Genomic DNA, 22,309 nt, shown 5'->3' with positions numbered 1-22,309 from the left:
GGCATGGGCAGAGGAACCGTGGTGGCCGTCGAATCCAGCAGCCGCCTGTTCGCGTTGCGGCTCGCCGATGGCAGTGCGCGCGTGTTCTCGCAGCACTCGGGCCTGCCGGTACAGGTGGGCGAGTTGCTGGTCGGCTACACGGACATTACCGGGTTCCGCCTCTTCGCCTACGGCGGCGGCTTCTGCCGGGCCTACTGCGAAGCCGGTCCGCTCAGCCACGAGGTGGCACTGGGCTTGCTCCTGTCGCAGTTGCTGCAGATGCCTGCCGGCGCCCCTCCTTCCAGCGAGAAAGAAAGCCATGTCGACCGAAGCCTTCTTCCATGACGATTCCGGCACCGTCCGGTTCTGGGTGCAGCTGGACCAGGGGCACATCGGCGCCATGGTCCGCAAGGAGACGCTGCACTACCGCTTCCACCCCCAGGGGGTGAACGACGATCCACTGGCCACCTACCGCGACCACGCCGCGGAGATCGACAGCGCCGTGCGGCGCCGCGTGGCCGCGGGCTCGGCCGAGCCCATCCTGCTGCGCGATGGGGACATCGCGCCGCGTCCAGGCGCCGGCACCGGGCGCTAGCGCAGCGGGCCGCCAGGGCCCCGCGTGTTCAGGTGGGGTTGCCCTTGGTCGCGTAGCGCCGGTGGTCGTTGGACCCGGCCCGCACGGCGAGCTCGGCCGACGGCACATAGGGCACGCGCATCGCGCTGTTGACGTGGGTCCGCGGCAGCACGGTGGCCGACGGCGCCGGGCCCTGGGGCATGTCGGTCTTGGGTGTGGAGGTCATCGTCGTTCCAATGCGTGAGTTGAAGGATTGTGGGAAGGATTCGGTGGGGGCTTTTTCGGCCCATCCGCGCATCATGGACCCTTTTGCACGGCATCCGCTGTGCGGTGGGTAACCGACATCGCGTCGGACGGCCTGCCGTCTGCGCGCCGCCCCGTGCAAGGCTTGCCCGCCTACGGTGCGAGCGGCGCCGCGATGACGCCGGCGGTGCGCGCGGCTGGCCATGATGGCTGCTTCTTCACTCAAGGCGCGCCACCATGCAGACCTGCAGGTCGATCGGCGCGCCTCCCGGCCATCAGGCGCCGGCATTCCAGTCCTTCTGGATGGGAGGCTACGAGGGCGCGGACCACGTGAACGGCCATGGCCTGGCGCTGGACCCGAACGCCCGCAACGGGCACCGGCATCGTCTCGACGAGGACTACGCGGCGCTGGCGCGCTGCGGATTGCGCACCGTGCGCGAGAGCATCGGCTGGCGCCTCCTGGCGCAGCGCGGCGATGCCGGCCTGGAGGCCCTGCAGTCCCAGGCCCGGTGCGCCGCCGCCCACGGCCTGCAGGTGGTGTGGACCTTGATGCACTACGGCTGGCCGGCGGGCCTGGACCCGTTCGCCGATCCCGACGGCTTCGTCGCCGCGTTCGTGCGGCATGCGCGGCAGGTGGCGCAGGTGCTGGAGGGTGTCGAGGGGCCGCGACCGGTCTACCAGCCCATCAACGAGATCTCGTTCCTGGCCTGGGCCGCGAGCAGCACCGGCCTGATCCACCCCTACCTGCCTTCGCAGCCCGAGCGCGGCCTGCAGCTCAAGCGCACGCTGGTGCGCGCCACCTTGCGCGCCATCGACGCGGTCCGCGCGCTGGCACCGGTGGCGCGCTTCCTGCACACCGACCCCGTCGTCCACGTGGAGCCGCCGCGCGGCGCAGGGCCGGGCCACTGCGCCGCAGCCGCGCACGCGGCGGGCAGCCAGTTCGAGGCCTGGGACATGCTGTGTGGCCGCCTGGCGCCCGAGCTCGGCGGCGCGCCGCACTACCTCGACCTGCCTGGGCTCAACTACTACCACGACAACCAGTGGGAAGACGGCTCGGGCGCGCGGCTGCACTGGCATCTGCACGACCCGCGCCGGCGCCCGTTCCACACGCTGGCGGCGGCGGTCTGGCAGCGCTACGGCCGGCCGCTGTGCGTGGCCGAGACCGGCCACGTGGGGGCAGGGCGCGCCGACTGGCTGGACCACATGGCCGGCGAGGTCGCGGCGTGCCGCGCCCGCGGCATCCCCATTGCCGGCCTGTGCCTGTACCCGCTGATCGACCGGCCGGACTGGCAGGACAGCGGCCACTGGCACCACAGCGGCCTGTGGGACGTCCCGGGCGCCGACCTGGGCGACTTCACGCGCCGCCTGCACCAACCCTATGCCGAGCGCCTGCAGCACTGGCAGCAGGTCTTTGCCGCCGCGCCACCCCTTTTGCAACCCACCACGACGGAAAACTCCATGACGACCATCATCGCCTTCTCACACCTGCGCTGGGACTTCGTGTACCAGCGTCCCCAGCAGGTGCTGTCGCGCCTGGCGGGCCGCCATCCCGTGCTGTTCGTCGAAGAGCCGGTCACGGGCGCCGGGCCGGCCCGGCTCGAACACTACAGCCCCTGTGCCGGCGTCGTGGTGCTGCGCATGCACGTGCCCGGGCAGGGCGCCGGCTTCGCCGACGTGCACCTGGCCGCCATGCGCGAGCTGCTGCACGAGTACCTGGCGGAGCACGCGGTGGACGACTACCTGCTGTGGTTCTACACCCCCATGGCGCTGCCCATGGCGCGGGGCCTGCGGCCGCGCGGCATGGTCTACGACTGCATGGACGAGCTGTCCGCCTTCGACTTCGCGCCGCCGGCCCTGATCGCGCGCGAGGATGCGCTGTTCCGCCAGGTCGACCTGGTCTTCACCGGCGGGCGCAGCCTGTACGAATCCAAGCGCAGCCGCCATGGCGACGTGCACTGCTTCCCGAGCAGCGTGGACCACGCGCATTTCGGCCGCCGCGACGTGGCCGACCATGCCGACCAGGCCGCGCTGCCGTTCCCGCGCCTGGGCTACTACGGCGTGATCGACGAGCGGCTCGACCTGGCGCTGGTCGCGGCGTTGGCCGACGCGCGCCCGCAGTGGCAGATCGTGATGGTCGGCCCCGTCGCCAAGCTGGACCCGGCGCAACTGCCGCGGCGCCCCAACCTGCACTGGATGGGCCAGCGCCGCTACGACGAGCTGCCGGCCTTCCTGGCGGGTTGGCAGGCCTGCCTGATGCCGTTTGCGCTGAACGCGTCCACGCGCTTCATCAGCCCGACCAAGACCCTCGAATACCTGGCCGCCGGCAAGCCGACCGTCAGCACGCCGGTGCGCGACGTGGCGCAGCAGTACGGGCACGTCGTGCCGATCGCCGATTCGGCGCCCGCGTTCCTGGCCGCATGCGACAGGCTGCTGGCCTGGACGGCCGACGAACGCGCGTCGTTCGAGCAGGCCGCCGCGGCCATCGTGGCCGACACCTCGTGGGACCGCACGGCCGCGGCGATGCAGCTGCTGCTGCGCCGCTTCGATGCCGCCGGCGGCGCACCCGCGCGCCGGCCGACCACCGAACCCGCGCCCACGGCCTGAGCAGCATGGCCCACATCGCCATCGTCGGCGCCGGCTTCTCCGGCGCCGTGCTCGCCCGGCAGCTCGGCCAGGCCGGCCACCGCATCGACGTGTTCGACACCCGGCCGCACGTGGCCGGCAACTGCCACACCGCGCGCGACCCCGCCAGCGGCGTGATGCTGCACACCTACGGCCCGCACATCTTCCACACCAGCGACGAGCGGGTCTGGAAGTACATCCGCGGCTTCGGCGAGTTCGTGCCCTTCGTCAACCGCGTCAAGGCGGTCAGCGCCGGCCGGGTGTACTCGCTGCCGCTGAACCTGCTGACGATCAACCAGTTCGCCGGCCAGACCTTCTCGCCGGCGCAGGCCATGGCGTACTTCGCGCAGATCGGCGAGCCCGGCGAGGGCGAGCCGGCCAACTTCGAGGAGCAGGCGCTGCGCCTGATGGGCCGCGCGCTGTATGCGGCCTTCTTCGAGGGCTACACCACCAAGCAGTGGGGCATGGCGCCGGCCGCGCTGCCCGCCAGCATCCTCAAGCGCCTGCCGGTGCGCTTCAACTACGACGACAACTACTACGCCAGCCGCCACCAGGGCATCCCGCGCGAGGGCTACACCGCCGTCGTCGAGCGGCTGCTGGACCTGCCGAACGTGGCCGTGCACCTGGGTGCACGCTTCGACCGCGCGCAGGCGGGCGGCTACGACCACGTGTTCTGCAGCGGACCCATCGACGCCTGGTTCGGCTGCGACGAGGGCCGGCTCGGCTACCGCACGCTGGACTTCGTGCGCGAGGACCATGCCGGCGACCACCAGGGCAATGCCGTCATCAACTACTGCGACACCACGGTGCCGTGGACGCGCATCTCCGAGCACAAGCACTTCGCGCCCTGGGAGCAGCACGCCGACACCGTGGTCTTCAAGGAGTACAGCCGCTTGTGCGAGGCCGGCGACACGCCGTACTACCCGATCCGGCTGGTCGCCGAGAAGGCGCTGCTGGCCCACTACGTGGGCCGCGCGCGGCGCGAACCGCACGTGACCTTCGTCGGCCGGCTGGGCACCTACCGCTACATCGACATGCACGTGACGATCGCCGAGGCGCTCGACGTGGCCGACCGCTACGAGGCCTGCCGCCGGTCGGGCGAGGCCATGCCGAGCTTCGTCGTCGACCCGCTGGGATAGGGCGGACGTCGGCCCAGGCGGCCGGGCAGGCCATTTCCGGACACGCAGGCGGCCTGCTTGACTCCGCTGGCCGCACACGCCCGGGCGCGTACTGGCTGCTCCCCATCCACCCGAGAGAACCACACCATGCCCACCACCTACAACCAGACCCCCGGCAGCATGCAGCCCGTGCACCGCGACCCGGTGCTCAATGCCCTGGACTACATCGCCCTGGTGCTGCTCATCGTCGGCGGGCTCAACTGGGCCAGCGTCGGGCTGTTCCAGTTCGACCTTGTCGCCGCGGTGTTCGGCGTGATGTCGATCGCCACGCGCTTCATCTACGTGCTGGTCGGCCTGGCGGCGATCTATGCCATCGCCCTGTGCGTGCGCTGGGCTGGCAAATGAGCCTGCAGCAGCCACACTGAGCCACAGAGCGCATCGCCCTGGCACGCTGCCCCGTGCAGCGCAGGGCGCCCGGCCCGCCGGCCGCGGCTGCGCAGGCCGTGGAACCGGCCACCCCAGGACCTCGTGCCGCACGAAGATGCGTCTGCATGAGGCCGCGCCGCGCATTTCGGGCCGCCGGCCGTGTGCTTTGCGATTACAGTCCAGCCCACGGCGTGCCACGTCCGGAACATCCCGGCTGGCCTTGCAGGCGCCCCCAGCTCCCAGCTTTTCAGCTTCCCTGTTTCCCAGCCCCGGCTTGCCCGCCGGGCCAGCCCGCTGCGCGATGCGTCGCATGCGCCGTCCAGGCGCCGAGCGCCGCGCGCCGCATGTCCCGCAACCCGGTGTGAGAGGAGCGCTCCTTGGATGGCACTGAATTCCCACCGGATGGGCTCGAAGACGCACCCGCGCAGTCGCTGACCTATGTCGCCGTCGGTGCCTCCGCAGGCGGCCTGCACGCGTTGCGCGAGCTGTTCGCCGCCGCGGTGGCCGATCCGCAGCTGGCCTACATCGTGATCACCCACCTCCCGATCGACCATGTCAGCCATCTGGCCGACCTGCTGGGCCGTGCAGGGTCCGTGCCGACCGCCGATGCGGCGAGCGGCGAACGCCTGGAGGGCGGGCGCGTCTACGTGATGCCGCCCGGCAGGCTCATGGGCCTGCACCAGGGCAGGGTCTTCTTCGACCCGGTGCCGCAGCAGCTGCGGCCGGTGCCCAAGCCGATCGACTTCTTCATGACCTCCATGGCCGAGGATGCGGGCGACCGCTGCGTGGGCGTGGTGCTGAGCGGCACCGACCACGACGGCACGGTGGGCCTCAAGGCCGTCCGCGCGGTGGGCGGGTTGACGATCGTGCAGACCCCGGTCACGGCCGAGTTTCCCGACATGCCCAACAGCGCCATCGGCGCACACACCGCCGACCTGGTGCTGGCGCCGGCGGCGGTGTCATCGGCGCTGTCCGACTTCCTGGGCGTGCAGAACGCCGGGCGCGAATTGCGCGCGGCGCCGGTCTTTTCGGAGACGGCACCGTCCGCGCTGCGCGAAATCCTGGAGCTGGTGCTGGCGCGCACGGGCAGCGACTTCCGGCAATACCGCCCCGGGATGTTGCAGCGCCGGCTCAAGCGGCGCATGTCCATGACGCGCTGCGCGCACGTGTCCGATTACATGGCCCTGCTCACGGAATCGCCCGACGAGGCCAGCGCCCTGGGCTCGGAGTTCCTGATCGGCGTGACCAACTTCTTTCGCGACCCCGATGTGTGGCTGGAGCTGGAGCACACGGTGCTGGCGCCCCTGGTCGCGCAGCTGGCCCGCGACGATGCCTCGTTCAGGGTGTGGACGCCCGCGTGCTCCTCGGGTGAGGAGAGCTACTCCATCGCCATGGTGCTGCTCGACCTGTTCGGCGGCCACGGGCTCGACGGCATGGTGCAGGTGTTCGGCACCGACATCGATGGCGAGGCGCTCGCCGTGGCGCGGCAGGGCCTGTACCACGACAGCATCGTCTCGTCCGTCGCCACCGAGCGGCTGGACCGGTTCTTCGAGCGCCGGCGCGGCATGTTCGCCGTCCGCTCGAGGCTGCGCGATGCCGTCACCTTCGCGCCGCAGAACCTGGTGCAGGACACGCCGTTCTCGCGGCTCGACCTGATCTGCTGCCGCAACCTGCTGATGTACTTCGAGCCGCGCCTGCAGGACCGGGTGTTCCAGCTCTTCCATTTCGCGCTCAAGCCGGGCGGCCTGCTCTGGCTCGGCAAGGCGGAGTCGCTGGCGCCTGCCCACGCGGCGCTCTTCGAGCAGGTCTCCGGTCCCTTGCGGCTGTACCGGCGCATCGGCGGGCGGTCGTTCCTGCCGGGCGGGTTCCACGCCAAGGCGTTCCCGGCGGATGCCGCAGGGCGGGCGGGCGGCGATCTGCGCCAGCCCCTGGCCGCCGACATCCTGCGGGCCCACCTGGACGGCCGCAAGGCGACGGCCGCTATCCTCGTCGACCGCGAGGGGCGGGCGCTGCATTTCTGGGGCCAGACGGGCCGTTTCCTGGAGCCCCAGGGCGACGCGACGCTGGAGCTGCTGCGCCTGCTGCGCAAGGAATTGCGGCCTTCGGCCCGCATCGTGCTGCGGCAGGCCACGGAGAGCGACCAGCCGGCCAGCCGCAGCCTGGCATTGCCCGCGCGGCGCGACCCGTCCGTGCGCCAGCACGTCGACCTGCTGGCCGAGCGCGTCGACCGGTTCGCGGCGAACGGCATGGTGATCGTCACGTTCACGGTCGCGCCCATGGAGCAGTCGGCCGTGCCCGACGGCCCTGCGCAGCCGGGTTCGTTCGAGCTGGAGATGCTGCAGAACCGGCAGGAACTGGCCCTGGCCCTGGACGATGCGGAGCGCACGAACGAGGCCTTGCGCATGGCCAACGAGGAATCGTCGGCCCTGTACGAGGAGGTGCAGGCCTCCAACGAGGAGCTGGAAAGCTCCAAGGAAGAACTGCAGGCCTTGAACGAGGAGCTCTCGACGGTCAACGCCCAGCTCGAGGACAAGATCGCCGACACGCTGCACAACGCCGACGACCTGCGCAACCTGCTGGACAGCACGCACGTGGCCACCCTGCTGCTCGATCCGCAGTTGCGGCTGCGCCGCTTCACGCCGCTGGCGGGAGAGCTGTTCCGGCTGCGCGCCGGCGACGAGGGCCGCCCGCTCAGCGACATGGCAGCGGCCGTGCACGACACCGCGCTGTTCGACGATGCCCAGGCCGTGCTGCGCACCGGCGAGGCCGCCGAGGCGGAAGTGCCGGGCCAGCGGGCGACGACCTGGCTGCGCAGGATCCTGCCGTACGTGGGGCACCAGGGCCGCACCGAAGGCGTGGTCGTGACCTTCGTCGACGTGACCGTGCTGCGCGCGGCGGCGCGCCAGGTCGGCCAGCTGGAAGCCCTGCTGAACGACTCCAACGACGCGGTCTACAGCTGCGGCCTGGACGGGCGCATCCTGGCGTGGAACAAGGGCGCCGAACGCATCTACGGCCACCGCCGGGAGGACGTCATCGGCATGCCGTTGGACGTGCTGTCGGCCGCCACCGGCGAAGCCCCGGGCCAGGGCGCGGACGCGGCCATCGCCGAAGGCGTCCGCAACGGCGCGCTGGGCCCGGTGGACGTGGAGCGGCGCACCAAGGCGGGCCGGGTCGTCACGGTGTCGATGTCGGCCACGGCGCTGCGCGACGACCTGGGCGCGGTGCACGCGCTGCTGTTCACCGAGCGGGACATCTCCGAACGCCTGCGGATCGACAGCGAGATCCGCTTCCGCCGGCTGGCCGACGACATCCCCGCGCTGCTGCGGGTGGAGGACTCGGCCGGGCGCACCGAGTACGTGAACCGCAGCTGCATCGAGTTCGTCGGCCATGCCGCCGACGGCCTGCTGGGCAAGGGTTGGCTGGAGTTCGTGCACCCGCAGGACCGGGACCACTACCTGGACGAGTGCGCGGCCGCACGGGCCGGGCGGCGTGCCCTGGACAGCGACATCCGCCTGCAGCGCCACGACGGCGCCTACCGGTGGATGCGCTCCATGAGCGTTCCGCACGTGGACGTGTCCGGTGCGTTCGCCGGCTACGTCGCCCTGATGGTGGACGTGGAAGACCGCAAGCTTGTCGAGATGCAGCTGGTCGATGCCGACCACCGCAAGGACGAGTTCCTGGCCATGCTGGCGCACGAGCTGCGCAACCCGCTGGCGCCGATCCGCAGCGCCGTGGCGATGCTGGGCCGGGCCGGGCTGCCCGATGCGCGCGCCGAATGGGCGGTCGGCATGATCGACCGCCAGGTGGCGCTGATGGCCAGGCTGCTCGATGGCCTGCTCGACGTGGCCCGCATCGCACGCGGCAAGTTGACGCTGGACCTGGCGCCCGTCGAGCTGCTGGTGGCCGTGCAGAGGGCAGTCGAGATCAGCCAGGCGCCCGTCGACGCGCGCCGGCAGACGCTGACGGTGCACTGCCCGGCCGAACTGGTGGTGGAGGGTGACCTGGTGCGCCTGACCCAGGTGTTCGCCAACCTGCTGAACAACGCCTCCAAGTACACGGACGAGGGGGGCGCCATCGCGCTGACGGTGGCCGCGGTGGATGCCCAGGTGTGCGTGCGCGTCGAGGACAACGGCGCCGGCATCTCCGCGGAGATGCTGCCGCGCGTGTTCGACCTGTTCGCGCAGGCCGACACCACGCTGGACCGTGCCAAGGGCGGCCTGGGGCTGGGGTTGACGCTGGTCCAGCAGCTGGTGCAGCTGCACGGCGGCAGCGTGCAGGCGCACAGCGCGGGGCTCGGAACTGGCAGCACCTTCACCGTGTGCCTGCCGCTGCTCGCACGCCGGGCCGCGCCGGCCGCCGATGGCGCAGTGCCGCGCGAGCGCAGCAGCGCGCAGTCGCGCAGCGTCCTGGTGGTGGACGACAACGTCGACGGTGCCGACGGCCTGGCCCAGGTGCTGGCGCTGGATGGCCACCTGGTGGCCACCGCCTACGACGGCCACGAGGCCGTGCACAAGGCCGCGACGGTGCGGCCCGACGTGGTGGTGCTGGACATCGGCCTGCCGGGCATGGACGGCTACCAGGTCGCGCGCGTGCTGCGCGGAAGCGCGGCGACGGCTGGCGCCACCCTGATCGCGCTGACCGGCTATGGCCAGCCCGAGGACCTGGCACGGTCCAAGGCTGCGGGGTTCGACCGGCACCTGGTCAAACCCGTCGACCTGGATGTCCTGTCGCAGATGGTTGCGGCGGCGCCGCTGCGAGGCGGCTGACCCGCTGACCGGCTCGCGCAGGCCCCTGCCGCACTAATGGTGCGGCAGGCCTTCGAGCAGCAGCCTGTCGTATTCCTTCTTCACCACCGCATAGCATTCGCAGGAGCGGTCTTCGAGCGCGGGGCGGTCCAGCACGGTGATGTGGCCGCGCGCGTAGCGGATCAGCTTGGCCTTCTGCAGCTTGAGCGCGCTTTCGGTGACGCCCTCGCGCCGCACGCCCAGCATGTTGGCGATGAGCTCCTGCGTCATCGCGATCTCGTTGCCGTCCAGCCGGTCCAGGCTCAGCAGCAGCCAGCGGCACAGCTGCTGGTCCACGGTGTGGTGGCGGTTGCAGGCCGCCGTCTGCGCCATCTGCGTGATGAGGGCCTGCACGTAGCGCAGCAGCAGGCTGAGCACGGGGGCCCGCGTGATCGCTTCCTTGATCGCCTGGGCGGGCAGGCGAAAGCCGTGCCCCGCGCACTGCACGACGCCGCGGCTGGGCGTGGATTCGCCGCCCATGAACAGCGAGACGCCGACGACGCCCTCGTTGCCGGTGATCGCGATCTCGGCCGATGCGCCGTTCTCCATCACATACAGCAGCGAGACGATGGCGGTCGTGGGGAAGTAGACGTAGCGCTGCCGGACGCCGGACTCGTACAGCACCTGGCCCAGCGGCATCTCGACGAATTCGAGCAGGGGCTCCCAGCGCGCCCGCTCTGCCGCGGAGAGCGCTTCGATCAGGAGGTTGCGGCGGGGGTCGCGCGGTGCGCCACGCCGCAGGTTCGAATCGGGTTGCACGGAGGCGGTTCCTTCGGAGGCAGATCAGCGCCGACCTTGCCACATGCAGGGGGCTGCGTATGTACGGTATCGAACATACACGCCCCGGCCTGTGCGCGTGCAATGCCCCCACTATGTGCGCCGGCAGACGGTGCGCAGGCCGGCCGCGGCCCAGACTGCCCGGATGACCAGCCATGTGCCACCGCAGCGCCCCGCCCCACAGAACCAGCTGCTGGCCCGGCTCGGCGTGGCCGAAGGCCGCCGCCTGCTCGCGCGCTGCGAGACCGTGCAGCTGCGGCCCGCCGACGTGCTGAGCGAACCCGGCGCGCCCATGCGGCACGTGTACTTTCCGCTGCAGGGCTTCATCTCCATGGTGGCCATGATCGAGGGCGACCGCGGCGTCGAGGTCGGCATGGTGGGCAACGAAGGCATGCTGGGCTCCCAGGTGGTGCTGGGCGTGGCGGCCGCGCCATTTCACGCGCTGGTGCAGGGGCCGGGCACGTGCCTGCGGATGGGCGCCGACACGCTGCGCAGCGAGCTGGCCCGCAGCCCCGCACTGGTGGGCGTGCTGCACCGCTACGTCTACGTGCAGATGGCCCAGATGGCGATCTCGGCTGGTTGCCTGCGCTTTCACCTGATCGGGCCGCGGCTGGCGCGCTGGCTGCTGATGACGCACGACCGCGCGCACGCCGACGGCTTCGGCGTGACCCAGGAGTTCCTGGCCTACATGCTCGGCGTGCGGCGCGCCGGCGTCTCGGCCGCGGCGGGGGCCTTGCAGCAACGCGGCTTGATCCACTACCGGCGCGGCAGCTTCACCGTGCTGGACCGCCGCGGGTTGGAGGCGATGGCCTGCAGCTGCTATGCGGCAGGCCAGCGCTCGCATGCCGAGATGCTGGCTTAGCCGGCTTCCAGGCCGCGGCCGGGCCGGGGCCCGGCGTTGCCGCACGGCGTGTCGGCCGACGCCGCCTGGCGCCATCGGCCGCGCCGCGCGGCCCTCGGACCTGTCAGACTCGCTTGGCGACCTTCCTGGTGCCCTGGCCGCGCCCTGCATCTGAGCGCACTGCAGCAACGAGGTGAGGCCATGCCTTTCGACGACAGCCATGCGGCCCGGTTGGCGGCCGGGAGTGCCGCGCCGACCGCCTGCGCGCGACCCCGCCCCTCCATGGAACGCACCCGATGACGGAACCTCTCCTCCTGACCACCGCAAGGATCACGACCTTCGACGGCGACCGGCTGCTCACCGGCGCCAGCGGCTTCTTCTTCGAGCGCGCGGAGCGGCTCTTCTTCGTGACGAGCCGGCATGTCCTGCAGGATGCGCCCAGCAATCACCATCCCAACCGCATCGAGATCGAGCTGCATGTCGATGCGGTCAACCTCACGCGCTCCACCATGCTCTCGGTCTGGCTGTTCCAGGACGGCAGGAGCCAGTGGCGCCAGGGCTCCGATTCGGGGGGCGAGATCGACGTGGCCGTGGTCGAGATCGACCGCGCCACGCTGCCCGCGTCCGCGGAGTTCCGCTGCTTCACCCCGGACCACCTGCAGGTCGAGCTGGACCAGGTGGAGGTCGGGACGGGGTTGCTCGTGGTGGGCTTTCCGCTGGGGTTCCACGACACGATGTACCACCTGCCCGTGGTGCGCCACGCCGTGATCGCCTCCGCCTTCGGCATCCGGTTCCAGGGCCAGGGCCTGTTCCTCACGGATGCGCGCACGCACCGCGGCACCAGCGGTGCGCCGGTCGTCATGAGCGATGCCGCGGCCGGTGCGGCGCTGCCGTGGAAGCTGCTGGGGGTGCACTCGTCGCGCATCGACATGGGCACGCGCGACCTGAAGCTGGACGAGTCGCTCGGCCTGAACGCGGCGTGGTACGCCGCCATCCTGCTGACGCTGACCGCCTGACGCGCTGACGCGCTGACGTCGGCGCCACGCGCACCCCGAGGAAAACCCTGAACGCGGCTGTCCCCATCTGGACTGCCCACGCCAGGGCGCGCTTCCATACTTGCCGCATGAATGCCGCAATCCCCCCATCGACGCCGCCCGGCCTGGCGTCCATCGACGCCGTGGTCGCGCTGCTGGCAGGCAGCGGCTACATCGCCACGCGCCAGATCGCCACCGCGCTGTACCTGGCCCACCACCTGCGCAAGCCGGTCCTCATCGAAGGCCCCGCGGGCGTGGGCAAGACCGAGCTGGCCGTCTCGGCCGCGCGCGCGCTGCAGTTCGCGCTGCTGCGCCTGCAGTGCTACGAGGGCCTGGACGACAGCCGGGCCCTGTACGAATGGAAGTACGGCAAGCAGCTGCTGTACACGCAGATCCTCAAGGAGAAGATCGGCCTGCTGGTGGACGGTGCCGACACGCTGGCCGGCGCCTTCGGCAAGCTCGCGGGCTTCCAGGACCTGTTCTTCTCGCGCGATTTCCTCGAGCCACGCCCGTTGCTGCAGGCCATGGAGCAGCCGGGCGGCAGCGTGCTGCTGATCGACGAGGTCGACAAGTCCGAGGAGTCTTTCGAGGCCCTGCTGCTGGAGGTGCTGGCCGACTACCAGGTGACGATCCCGGAGATCGGCACCATCCGCGCCCAGGTGCCGCCGCTGGTCATCCTCACGTCCAACAACACGCGCGAGCTGGGCGATGCGCTCAAGCGCCGCTGCCTGCACCTGCACATCGGCTTTCCCGACGCGGCGCTGGAGCAGCGCGTGCTGCGCGCCCGCGTGCCCGGCATCGCCGACGCATTGCTGGCGCAGCTGGTGGCCTTCGTGCAGGCGCTGCGGGCCGACAACATCCGCAAGCCGCCCTCCATCGCCGAGTCGGTGGACTGGGCGCGCACGCTGGTGCTGATGCACGCCAACGTGCTCGACGAGGGGCTGGTGCGCGACACGCTGGGCGTGCTGCTCAAGCGCGAGAGCGATGTGCGCGAGGTCGAGGGCCGGCTGGGCCGGATGACCCAGGCCGCGCTGGCTGCCGTGGCTTGAAGCGGGCGATGGACAGCATCCTCGCCGGCTTCGTGCGTGCGCTGCGTGCCGCAGGGGCCGAGGCGTCCACCTCGGAGACCATCGATGCGGCGCGCACGCTGGCGCTGCTGGGCTATGCCGATCGCGCCGGCCTCAAGGCCGCGCTGGGCCTGGTGCTGGCGAAGTCGGAAGACGACAAGCAGATCCACGACCAGATGTTCGACCTGTACTTCGGCCGGCCGCAGGCGGTGGATGCGCAGCAGGCCGCAGCGCCGCTGCGCACCGGCGACGCCGAGGTCGATGCGCTGCTCGACCTGGCCCGGCCCGGCCCGCAGGGGCAGGGCAGCGACGCGCTGGCGGCGGCGCTGGCCCGTGCTGCGGCCAGCGCCGGCGTGGACGAGATCCGCTTCGCGACGCAGGCCGGCCATTTCGTGCGCCAGACGCTGGACGCGCTGGGCATCGCGCCGCTGGAGGCCCGGCTGGCCGAGCGCCGCGCCGCGCCCGGCGCGCAAGACGAAGTGCAGGCGCTGGAGGCCGCGCGCGACCATGTGCGCCGCCAGGCGCGCGCGCTGGTGCAGCAGCGCTACGCGATCTTCGGCAAGCCCGCCACCGAAGCCTTCATGACCGAGGTGGCCGTCACGCGCGCGCTGGGCCGCATGGCCCCGGCCGAGATGGAGCGCATGAAGACTGCGGTGGCCCGCATGGCGCGCAAGCTGGCCGCACGCCACGCACGGCGCCAGCGCGTGGCGCTGCGCGGCCAGCTGGACCTGCGCCGCACCATGCGCGCCAACGCTGGCCACGACGGCGTGCCCGTCACGCTGGCCTTCAAGCACCGGCGCCGCGACAAGCCGCGCATCGTGGCGGTGTGCGACGTGTCGGGCTCGGTGGCCGCGCATGTGCGCTTCCTGCTGCTGTTCCTCTACGCGCTGCACGATGCCGTGGGCGACCTGCGCAGCTTCGCGTTCTCCAACCGGCTGCAGGACGTGGCCGGACCGCTGGAAAAGCTGCCCTTCGACGACGCCATGGCGCTGATCCTGCGCGAGGTGGGCAACGGCTCCACCGACTACGGCCAGGCCTGGGTCGACCTGCACGACCGGCACTGGGACGCCATCGACCGCCGCACCACGGTGATCGTGCTGGGCGATGGCCGCAGCAACGGCTCCGATCCGCGGCTCGACCTGTTCGCCGAACTGGCCGGCCGCGCCAAGCGCGTGGTGTGGCTGTGCCCGGAAACGCCGGGCCGCTGGGGCAGCGGCGACAGCGCGATGCTGCAATACCGGCCGTACTGCACCAGCATGTCGCACTGCGCCAGTGCGGCCGACCTGGAGCGCACGCTGGACGAAGCGCTGGAGGCGTACCACTGAGATGCGACATCGACACACGGGCCATGTGGGCGAGCGCGGACCGTGCCGGCGGCGTGGTCCATGGACGCAGCGCTGCACCACACCGGTGGCCTCGGCACACACGCCGCCGCCCCACACATCGCCGTCCCACACACCGCTGCCCCGCATGACGCCCTGGGAGTGGGCACAGAAGGCACGACACGCTGCGAAAAGCTGACCAACTGGAGCGAACATGGCACACAAGGAACCCGGATCCCAGGCCTGGCTGAACCAGGTGCGCGAAGAACCCATCGACCCCGACCGCCCCATCATCGACCCGCACCACCACCTGTGGGTGTCGCGCGGCGACTGGGGGCCGTACCTGCTCGGCCACCTGTGGGCCGACACGGGAGCCGGCCACAACATCCGCAAGACCGTGTTCATCGAATGCCGCGCCAACTACCGCGACGATGGCCCCGAGCACCTGCGCAGCGTGGGCGAGGCCGCGTTCGTGGCCGGCATCGCACGCGCGGGCCGCGAGGGCGGCGGCGGCGCCGAGATCGCCGGCTTCGTCGGCCACACCGATCTGCGCCAGGGCGAGGCGCAGCTGCGCGAGGTGCTGGCGGCGCAGGCGGACGCAGCGCAAGGCCTGTTCCGCGGCATCCGCCATTCCGGCGCGCGCGACCCGAACCCCGAGGCACTGGCCATCCCCGGCCGCGGCAGCGAGGGGCTGTATGCGGACGCCGGCTTCCGCGCCGGCGTGGCCCTGCTGGGCCGCCTGGGCCACAGCTACGACACCTGGCACTACCACCACCAGAACCCCGGCTTCGCCGCGCTGGCGCGCGCGGTGCCGGGCACGACGATGGTGCTGGACCACTTCGGCACGCCGCTCGGCGTGGGCGCCTACGCCGGCCAGCGCGACGCGATCTTCAGCCAGTGGCAGCGCGACATCGAGGAGATCGCGCGCTGCCCCAACGTGGTCGCCAAGCTCGGCGGCCTGGCCATGCCCGACAACGGCTTCGGCTGGGACCGGCGCGCGCTGCCCGCGAACTCCGACGAACTGGTCGAGGCCCAGGGGCGCTACTACCGCCACACCATCGCGTGCTTCGGGCCGCAGCGCTGCATGTTCGAAAGCAATTTCCCGGTGGACCGGCGCTCGCTGCCGTACGTGAGCTACTGGAACGCGATGAAGAAGATCGCGAAGGCGTATTCGGCGGACGAGCAGGACGCGATGTTCCGGGGCACGGCGGAGCGGGTCTACCGGCTCGAGGAAGCCGGCGCCGATCCTGCCTGAGCCGCGTCGTTCGCCGAGGCCGGGCCATGTCCTTCCTCGCCGGATTGCCGCTGTCGCGGATTGGACTTTGCGGCACGCACCGCTCTTCCATACTGCACGCCCGAGACCAATGGCCGACCACGCGCCTGGAGACTTTCCGACCATGAGCAAGCCCACCCCGGCATTCGGGTTCAACCCGACCGACGAACTGAACGACCTGCGCATGTCCGCCAAGGCCATGCCGCTGTACGAGCACGTCAAGCGCTTCATCGCCGAAACGGTGGCGCCCATGGCCGAGAAGTACGAGGCCTTGGGCAAGAACCGCTATGGCGAGGACCGCTGGCAGTACGCGCCCGGCCAGCTGGACTTGCTCAACGCCGCCAAGGACCAGGCCAAGAAAGAGGGCCTGTGGAACTTCTTCCTGCCCGACGCCGAGACCGGCGAGGGCCTGTCGAACCTGGACTACGCCTACATCGCCTCCGAACTCGGCAAGCAGCCGCTGGCCAGCGAGAGCATGAATTGCTCCGCGCCCGACACCGGCAACATGGAGGTGCTGGAGCGCGTGGGCACGCCCGAGCAGAAGGAGCGTTGGTTGAAGCCGCTGCTGAACGGCGAGATCCGCTCGGCCTACGCCATGACCGAGGTGCACCACGCGTCGTCGGACGCCAAGAACGTGGCCACCAGCGCGGTGCTCGACGGCGACGAGTGGGTCATCAACGGCGAGAAGCACTACATCTCCGGCGCCGGCAGCCCACGCTGCAAGATCTTCATCACCATGGTGCGCACGAGCCCCGACGCACCCTCGCACAAGCAGCAGTCGATGATCCTGGTGCCGCGCGACACCCCGGGCGTGAAGATCCTCGGCGCCATGCACGTGTTCGCCGAAGACCACGCGCCGCACGGCCACATGCACATCGTGTTCGACAACGTGCGCGTGCCCAAGGCCAACATGCTGCTGGGCGAGGGCCGCGGCTTCGAGATCTCGCAGATGCGCCTGGGCCCGGGCCGCATCCACCACTGCATGCGTTCCATCGGCGCGGCCGAGAAGGCCCTCGACCTGATGGTGCAGCGCGGCCTGTCGCGCGAGGCCTTCGGCAAGCAGTTGGCCTGGCTGGGCGGCAACGTGGAGATCATCTCGCGCGCGCGCATCGAGATCGAGAGCATGCGGCTGATGGTGCTCAAGGCCGCCAAGGCCATGGACGTGCTGGGCAACCGCGAGGCGCGCCAGTGGGTGCACATGGTCAAGGCCATGGTGCCCGAGCGGGTCTGCAAGATCATCGACCAGGCGATCCAGATGCATGGCGCGCTGGGCGTGTCGCAGCACACGCCGCTGGCGCACATGTACGCGCAGCAGCGCACGCTGCGGCTGGCGGATGGCCCGGACGAGGTGCACCACCTGGTGGTGGGCCGCAACGAGATCCGCATGCACGAGGGCGTCGAGGAAGACCCGAGCATGGCGGCGGTGTTCCGCAACTGACGGCCGCCGGCGGCGCGGCGGCTGCCGCGCCCGCAGCGCGCTTCAGGCCGGCAGGCCGGCGCGGCGCTGCAGGGCTTCGGTGGACAGCACGGTGATGTGGTGGTCCCGCGTGTCCAGCGCGCCGATGCGCCGCAGGTCCTGCATGCCCTGGTTCAGGCGCTGGCGGCTGGTGGCGACCAGCTGCGCGAGGTCGGTCTGCGTGAGCGGCAGCGCGAGCCGGAAGCCCTCGTCCTGCGGCTGGCCGAAGCGCCGGCCCAGGTCGAGCAGGCAGGCGGCCAGCCGCTGGCCCAGCGGGGCGCTGGAGGCTTCGAGGACCGCCTGCATCCAGGCGCTCTGCCGGGCCGAGCTCCAGCGCAGCAGCGCGTGGCGCAGGTCGGCGTGGTGGGCGGTGAGCCGGCGCAGCGCCTCGGGCCGCAGCGAGACCAGCACGCCATCGACATGGGCGTGCGCGCTGCAGGCCTCGGGCAGGTCGCCGGCCAGGCCTTCGCCGAACCATTCGCCCGGCGCGACGAGCGCGGTGCTGAGCTGGCGGCCCGAAGCGCTGACGCTGTTCAGGCGGACCGCGCCGCTGGCCACGCCATGCCAGGCGAGCGCCTGTGCGCCCTGGTGCAGGATCTGTTCGCCGGCCCGCACGGTGCTGGGCTGCAGCGATTCCACGAGCGCCTCGCGCGCGGCCGGGCCCACGCCGGCCAGCCAATCGGCGGCCAGCATGGTGCGCTGCTGCGTCGGCGAGGCCAGTGGTGTGCGCGGCCGCTCCAGCGTCCAGGCGCGGCGGTGGGCGTTCGAGCCGGGCTCGGGGCGCCAGACCAGGGCCTGCAGCGGAGCGAAGCGGTCGGAGACGGCGGGGTGCGTCGATGCGTGCAGGGTCACGGGTGGCAATGGTGGCAATGGCTGAGGAAGGACAATGGCCCGCGCGCGGCAGGCCGGGGAGAGCGCCAGCTTGCCAGCGCGTCCTTCCGATGGCGAATGCAATGTGCGCATCACGCGGTATTTGCCGCATGCATAGCCTGCCCAACCCTGGCGCGATCCGATGCAGCTGTCCCGAATCGACCTGAACCTGTTCGCCGTGTTCGATGCGATCTACCGCGAGCGCGGCATCACCGCGGCTGCGCGCCAGCTGCACCTGTCGCAGCCGGCGGTCAGCCACGCGCTGGCCCGGCTGCGCGAGCTGCTGGGCGACCCGCTGTTCGAGCGCCAGGGCAACGTGATGATCCCCACGCCGATGGCGCGCGTGATGGCCGGCGCCGTGCGGTCCTCGCTGGGCGGGCTGGACCAGATGCTGCGCCAGGTCGGGCAGTTCGATCCGGCCAGCAGCCAGCGGCTGTTCAAGGTGGCGACCAGCGGTTCGGCGGAACTGTCCTTCCTGCCCGACCTGGCCGAGCGCGTGGCGCGCGAGGCGCCCGGCGTGCGGCTGGCCACCGTGCGCGCCGACCGCGGCAACCTGGAGGAAGACCTGCGCAGCGGCGAGCTCGACCTGGCGCTGGACATCGGACTGCCGCTGACGGCGGAGATCCGCCGCCAGCAGATCGGCACCAGCGAGCTCGTGGTGCTGGCTAGGGTCGGGCACCCGGCCATCGGCCCCGGCTTCGACATGGAGGCCTACCTGGCGCAGGAGCATGTGCTGGTGACGGGCCGCCGGCGCGGCGTCGGGCTGGAGGACGTGGCGCTGGGGCGGCTGGGAATGCGGCGCCGGATCCGCGTGCGCTGCCAGCGCCACGGTGCGGCCAGCGCCATCGTCGCGCGCACCGACCTGCTGGCCACCATGTCCCGCACGCAGGCCGACCTGGACAGCGCGCAGGCCGGCATCCAGGTGCTGGCCCTGCCGGTGGCGCTGCCGGCGCTGGAGACCTTCCTGTACTGGCATGCCACGGCCGATGCGGACCCGGCCTCGCAGTGGTTCCGGGCGGCGTTGCTGCAGGCCTTGCAAGCCTGAACCCGCGGCCAAGGGCCGCCCCACGGCTGACACAAGGGCTGGCACGGCACATGCTATTCTTGCCGCGCCACAGTCGCCGGAGGGCCTACAGCCTCGAACGGCGCGGCGAGAACCCATCTCCCGCCGGCCCGCGCCGGCCTTGCCCAGAACATCACATGATTCTTGTCACCGGCGGTGCCGGCTACATCGGCTCCCATGTCTGCGTCGAACTGCTGCAGGCAGGCCAGGACGTCACCATTTTTGACAATTTTTGTAACAGCAACCCCGAGTCGGTTGCGCGCATCGCGCGCATCGCAGGCAAGGCGCCCAGCTTGGTGCGTGGCGACATCCGCGACCGCCAGGCGCTGGTCGATGCACTGAAGCAGAGCGGCGCCAGCGCGGTGATCCACTTCGCCGGCCTCAAGGCCGTGGGCGAATCGGTGCAGCAGCCGCTCTCCTATTACGACAACAACGTCGTGGGCACGCTGCGGCTGCTGGAGGCGATGCGTGAATGTTCCGTCCAGCAGCTGGTGTTCAGCTCGTCGGCCACGGTCTATGGCGATCCGCAGCGCCTGCCGCTGACCGAGGACCACCCGCTGTCGGCCACCAACCCGTACGGCCGCAGCAAGCTCATGATCGAGGACATGCTGCGCGACCTGCAGGTCAGCGATGCGTCCTGGCGCATCGCGATCCTGCGCTACTTCAACCCGGTCGGCGCGCACGCCAGCGGCCTGATCGGCGAGGACCCGCGCGGCGTGCCCAACAACCTCATGCCCTACGTGGCGCAGGTCGCCATCGGCCGGCGCGAGCAGCTGCAGGTGTGGGGCGACGACTATCCGACACCCGACGGCACCGGCGTGCGCGACTACATCCACGTCGTCGACCTGGCCATCGGCCACCTGCGCGCGCTGGAGCGGCTGCAGGCCCGCGAGGGCGGCCTGACCGTCAACCTGGGCACGGGCACCGGCTACAGCGTGCTCGACATGGTGCGTGCCTTCGAGCAGGCCAGCGGCAAGCCCGTGCCCTACAAGCTCGCACCGCGCCGCGCCGGCGATGTGGCCTCCTGCTATGCCGACCCGGCCGAAGCGCTGGCCGTGCTGGGCTGGCGCGCCGAGCGCGACCTGGTCGCCATGTGCCAGGACGCCTGGCGCTGGCAGAGCGGCAACCCCAACGGCTACGCCGCCTGATGTTTTTCCAACTTTGCTGAACCAAACGATGCTGATCCAACCCGTTGTCCTGTCCGGTGGCTCCGGCACCCGCCTGTGGCCGCTGTCGCGCGAGAAATACCCCAAGCAGCTGCTGCCGCTGATCGGCGAGGACTCGCTGCTGCAGGCCACGGTGCGCCGCGTCGAAGGGCTGGCCGGTGTGTCCCTGGCCGCGCCCATGGTGGTCTCGAACGAGGAATACCGCTTCGTCATCGCCGAGCAGCTGCGCCTGATGGGCAAGCCCGGCACCATCGTGCTGGAGCCCACTGGCCGCAACACCGCGCCGGCTTTGACGCTGGCCGCGCTGGCGGCGCGGCGCGACGGTGCCGATCCCGTGCTGCTGGTGATGCCGGCGGACCACGTGATCGTCGACGTGGCGGCGTTCCAGTCGGTGGTGGTGCAGGGTGCGAAGCTGGCCGAGGCCGGCGCCGTGGTGACCTTCGGCATCACGCCCGACACGCCGGAGACCGGCTACGGCTACATCCAGTCGGGTGCGGCCTTCGAGGGCGGCGCCAGCCGCATCGCGCGCTTCGTCGAGAAGCCCGACCGCGCCACGGCCCAGGGCTACCTGGACGCCGGCGGTTATGCCTGGAACAGCGGCCTGTTCATGCTCAAGGCCTCGGTCTGGCTGACGGCGATCGCGGCCTGCCGCGCCGACATCCTGTCCGCCTGCGAAACCGCCTTCGGCAAGGGCTCGGCCGACGGCGAATTCCTGCGCGTGGACAAGGCCGCCTTCACGGCCTGCCCGAGCGACTCCATCGACTACGCGGTCATGGAGCGCCTGGCTGCCGGCGGCCGCGAAGACCTGCCGGCCGGCGTGGTGCTGCCGCTGTCGGCGGGCTGGTCCGACGTGGGCGCCTGGGATGCGCTGTGGCAGGTGCTGCCCAAGGACGAGAACGGCAACGTGAAGCAGGGCGACGTGCTGCTGCACGACAGCAGCAACACGCTGGCGCTGTCCGAAGGCCGGCTCATCGCCTGCGTGGGCGTGGACAACCTGGTCATCGTGGAGACCGCCGACGCCGTGCTGGTGGCCAACAAGGACAAGACGCAGGACGTCAAGAAGATCGTCGACGCGCTCAAGCGCGAGGGCCGCTCCGAGGGCCAGCTGCACCGCAAGGTGTTCCGGCCCTGGGGCTGGTACGACAGCGTGGACAACGGCGCGCGCTTCCAGGTCAAGCGCATCGTGGTCAAGCCGGGCGGCCAGCTGTCGCTGCAGATGCACCACCACCGCGCCGAGCACTGGATCGTGGTGTCGGGCACGGCCCGGGTCACGCGCGACAAGGACAGCTACCTGGTCTCGGAGAACGAGTCGACCTACATCCCGCTGGGCTCCACGCACCGGCTGGAGAACCCGGGCCGCCTGCCGCTGGAGATGATCGAAGTGCAGTCGGGCAGCTACCTCGGCGAGGACGACATCGTGCGCTTCGAGGACGTGTACGGCCGTTCGCAATGAACATTTCCAGCACGCCAGCCGTGCAGGCCGCCACGGCCGCTGCGGCATCGTCGTCGGCTCCGGCCGGCGCGGTGCAGGCCAGCGTCCAGCTGCGCGTGCTGAAGAAGGCGCTCGATGTGCAGGAGAACGCAGCCGCGGCGCTGCTGGAATCGCTGCCGCCGCCCCCGCCCGTGCCGCAGGGCATGCTGGGCACGCGGCTCGACGTCTACGCCTGAACCGCGGCCCTGCCGATTGAACCGGC

Annotated in this window: 19 protein-coding genes; 16 read left to right on the top strand and 3 right to left on the bottom strand. The window is 71.2% G+C overall.

All coding sequences use genetic code 11. The features are described 5' to 3' along the window. Positions 1 to 21 precede the first annotated feature (21 nt). Together ASF44_RS30625 and ASF44_RS30620 are read left to right on the top strand one after the other, a co-directional pair. Positions 22 to 324, top strand: coding sequence for a hypothetical protein (locus ASF44_RS30625; RefSeq protein WP_156374766.1), 303 nt, complete (start codon positions 22 to 24; stop codon positions 322 to 324). Further along, positions 299 to 574 carry a DUF1488 family protein gene (locus tag ASF44_RS30620; RefSeq protein ID WP_056903001.1) on the top strand — a complete coding sequence of 92 codons (276 nt, stop codon included), beginning with the start codon at positions 299 to 301 and terminating at the stop codon, positions 572 to 574. Before ASF44_RS30625 ends, ASF44_RS30620 begins: the two co-directional genes overlap by 26 nt. Before the next feature lie 28 nt (positions 575 to 602). On the opposite strand, the gene ASF44_RS32280 is transcribed toward ASF44_RS30620, so the two are convergent. Continuing rightward, positions 603 to 779, bottom strand: a complete 177-nt coding sequence (locus ASF44_RS32280) for a hypothetical protein (RefSeq protein ID WP_156374765.1) — start codon at positions 777 to 779, stop codon at positions 603 to 605. A gap of 254 nt (positions 780 to 1,033) precedes the next feature. Between ASF44_RS32280 and ASF44_RS33035 the strand changes: the two genes are divergently transcribed. From ASF44_RS33035 to ASF44_RS30600, 4 genes are all read left to right on the top strand, one after another. Next, positions 1,034 to 3,400, top strand: coding sequence for a glycosyltransferase (locus ASF44_RS33035; protein WP_056903000.1), 2,367 nt, complete (start codon positions 1,034 to 1,036; stop codon positions 3,398 to 3,400). A 5-nt stretch (positions 3,401 to 3,405) separates the two neighbouring features. Further along, positions 3,406 to 4,557: a UDP-galactopyranose mutase gene (locus ASF44_RS30610; RefSeq protein ID WP_056902999.1), complete on the top strand. Its 1,152-nt coding sequence runs from the start codon at positions 3,406 to 3,408 to the stop codon at positions 4,555 to 4,557. 126 nt (positions 4,558 to 4,683) lie between these two features. Continuing rightward, a complete protein-coding gene (locus ASF44_RS30605; RefSeq protein ID WP_200930676.1) occupies positions 4,684 to 4,941 on the top strand; it encodes a DUF378 domain-containing protein in 258 nt (85 codons plus the stop codon). A gap of 398 nt (positions 4,942 to 5,339) precedes the next feature. Beyond that, complete coding sequence (locus tag ASF44_RS30600; protein ID WP_056902998.1) at positions 5,340 to 9,728, top strand: CheR family methyltransferase; 4,389 nt, start codon at positions 5,340 to 5,342, stop codon at positions 9,726 to 9,728. Between the two features lie 33 nt (positions 9,729 to 9,761). On the opposite strand, the gene ASF44_RS30595 is transcribed toward ASF44_RS30600, so the two are convergent. Continuing rightward, positions 9,762 to 10,505 (bottom strand): Crp/Fnr family transcriptional regulator, encoded by a 744-nt coding sequence (locus ASF44_RS30595; protein ID WP_235579399.1) that lies wholly within the window; start codon positions 10,503 to 10,505, stop codon positions 9,762 to 9,764. Between the two features lie 163 nt (positions 10,506 to 10,668). Here ASF44_RS30595 and ASF44_RS30590 point away from each other — a divergent pair, with 163 nt between their 5' ends. The 6 genes from ASF44_RS30590 (at position 10,669) to ASF44_RS30565 (ending at position 17,498) form a co-directional block, all read left to right on the top strand. Further along, on the top strand, positions 10,669 to 11,385 hold the full coding sequence (locus ASF44_RS30590; protein ID WP_056902997.1) for a Crp/Fnr family transcriptional regulator: 717 nt from the start codon (positions 10,669 to 10,671) through the stop codon (positions 11,383 to 11,385). A gap of 275 nt (positions 11,386 to 11,660) precedes the next feature. Then, positions 11,661 to 12,380, top strand: coding sequence for a trypsin-like peptidase domain-containing protein (locus ASF44_RS30585; RefSeq protein WP_056902996.1), 720 nt, complete (start codon positions 11,661 to 11,663; stop codon positions 12,378 to 12,380). Between the two features lie 107 nt (positions 12,381 to 12,487). Continuing rightward, a complete protein-coding gene (locus tag ASF44_RS30580; protein WP_056902995.1) occupies positions 12,488 to 13,447 on the top strand; it encodes a MoxR family ATPase in 960 nt (319 codons plus the stop codon). An 8-nt stretch (positions 13,448 to 13,455) separates the two neighbouring features. Next, on the top strand, positions 13,456 to 14,790 hold the full coding sequence (locus ASF44_RS30575; protein WP_056902994.1) for a VWA domain-containing protein: 1,335 nt from the start codon (positions 13,456 to 13,458) through the stop codon (positions 14,788 to 14,790). A gap of 211 nt (positions 14,791 to 15,001) precedes the next feature. Continuing rightward, entirely contained in the window at positions 15,002 to 16,042 is a 1,041-nt protein-coding gene (locus ASF44_RS30570) for an amidohydrolase (protein ID WP_056902993.1), read from the top strand. Between the two features lie 202 nt (positions 16,043 to 16,244). Then, positions 16,245 to 17,498, top strand: a complete 1,254-nt coding sequence (locus ASF44_RS30565) for an acyl-CoA dehydrogenase family protein (RefSeq protein WP_369820975.1) — start codon at positions 16,245 to 16,247, stop codon at positions 17,496 to 17,498. Positions 17,499 to 17,540: 42 nt separating this feature from the next. Here ASF44_RS30565 and ASF44_RS30560 read toward each other — a convergent pair whose 3' ends face one another. Continuing rightward, complete coding sequence (locus ASF44_RS30560; RefSeq protein WP_056902991.1) at positions 17,541 to 18,368, bottom strand: Crp/Fnr family transcriptional regulator; 828 nt, start codon at positions 18,366 to 18,368, stop codon at positions 17,541 to 17,543. A gap of 160 nt (positions 18,369 to 18,528) precedes the next feature. Here ASF44_RS30560 and ASF44_RS30555 point away from each other — a divergent pair, with 160 nt between their 5' ends. The 4 genes from ASF44_RS30555 (at position 18,529) to ASF44_RS30540 (ending at position 22,283) form a co-directional block, all read left to right on the top strand. Next, positions 18,529 to 19,431 carry a LysR family transcriptional regulator gene (locus tag ASF44_RS30555; protein WP_056902990.1) on the top strand — a complete coding sequence of 301 codons (903 nt, stop codon included), beginning with the start codon at positions 18,529 to 18,531 and terminating at the stop codon, positions 19,429 to 19,431. A 155-nt stretch (positions 19,432 to 19,586) separates the two neighbouring features. Further along, positions 19,587 to 20,597 carry a UDP-glucose 4-epimerase GalE gene (gene galE, locus ASF44_RS30550; protein ID WP_056902989.1) on the top strand — a complete coding sequence of 337 codons (1,011 nt, stop codon included), beginning with the start codon at positions 19,587 to 19,589 and terminating at the stop codon, positions 20,595 to 20,597. Positions 20,598 to 20,625: 28 nt separating this feature from the next. Continuing rightward, the gene (locus ASF44_RS30545) at positions 20,626 to 22,068 is read left to right on the top strand and encodes a mannose-1-phosphate guanylyltransferase/mannose-6-phosphate isomerase (RefSeq protein ID WP_056902988.1); all 1,443 of its coding nucleotides are present in this window, start codon (positions 20,626 to 20,628) and stop codon (positions 22,066 to 22,068) included. Next, positions 22,065 to 22,283 carry a YjfB family protein gene (locus ASF44_RS30540; protein ID WP_056902987.1) on the top strand — a complete coding sequence of 73 codons (219 nt, stop codon included), beginning with the start codon at positions 22,065 to 22,067 and terminating at the stop codon, positions 22,281 to 22,283. Before ASF44_RS30545 ends, ASF44_RS30540 begins: the two co-directional genes overlap by 4 nt. Positions 22,284 to 22,309: the final 26 nt, after the last annotated feature.

Origin of the sequence: Pseudorhodoferax sp. Leaf274 (assembly GCF_001422445.1) — a bacterium.
Lineage (GTDB): Bacteria > Pseudomonadota > Gammaproteobacteria > Burkholderiales > Burkholderiaceae_C > Pseudorhodoferax.
This window is presented reverse-complemented; position numbering and strand designations above follow the sequence as displayed.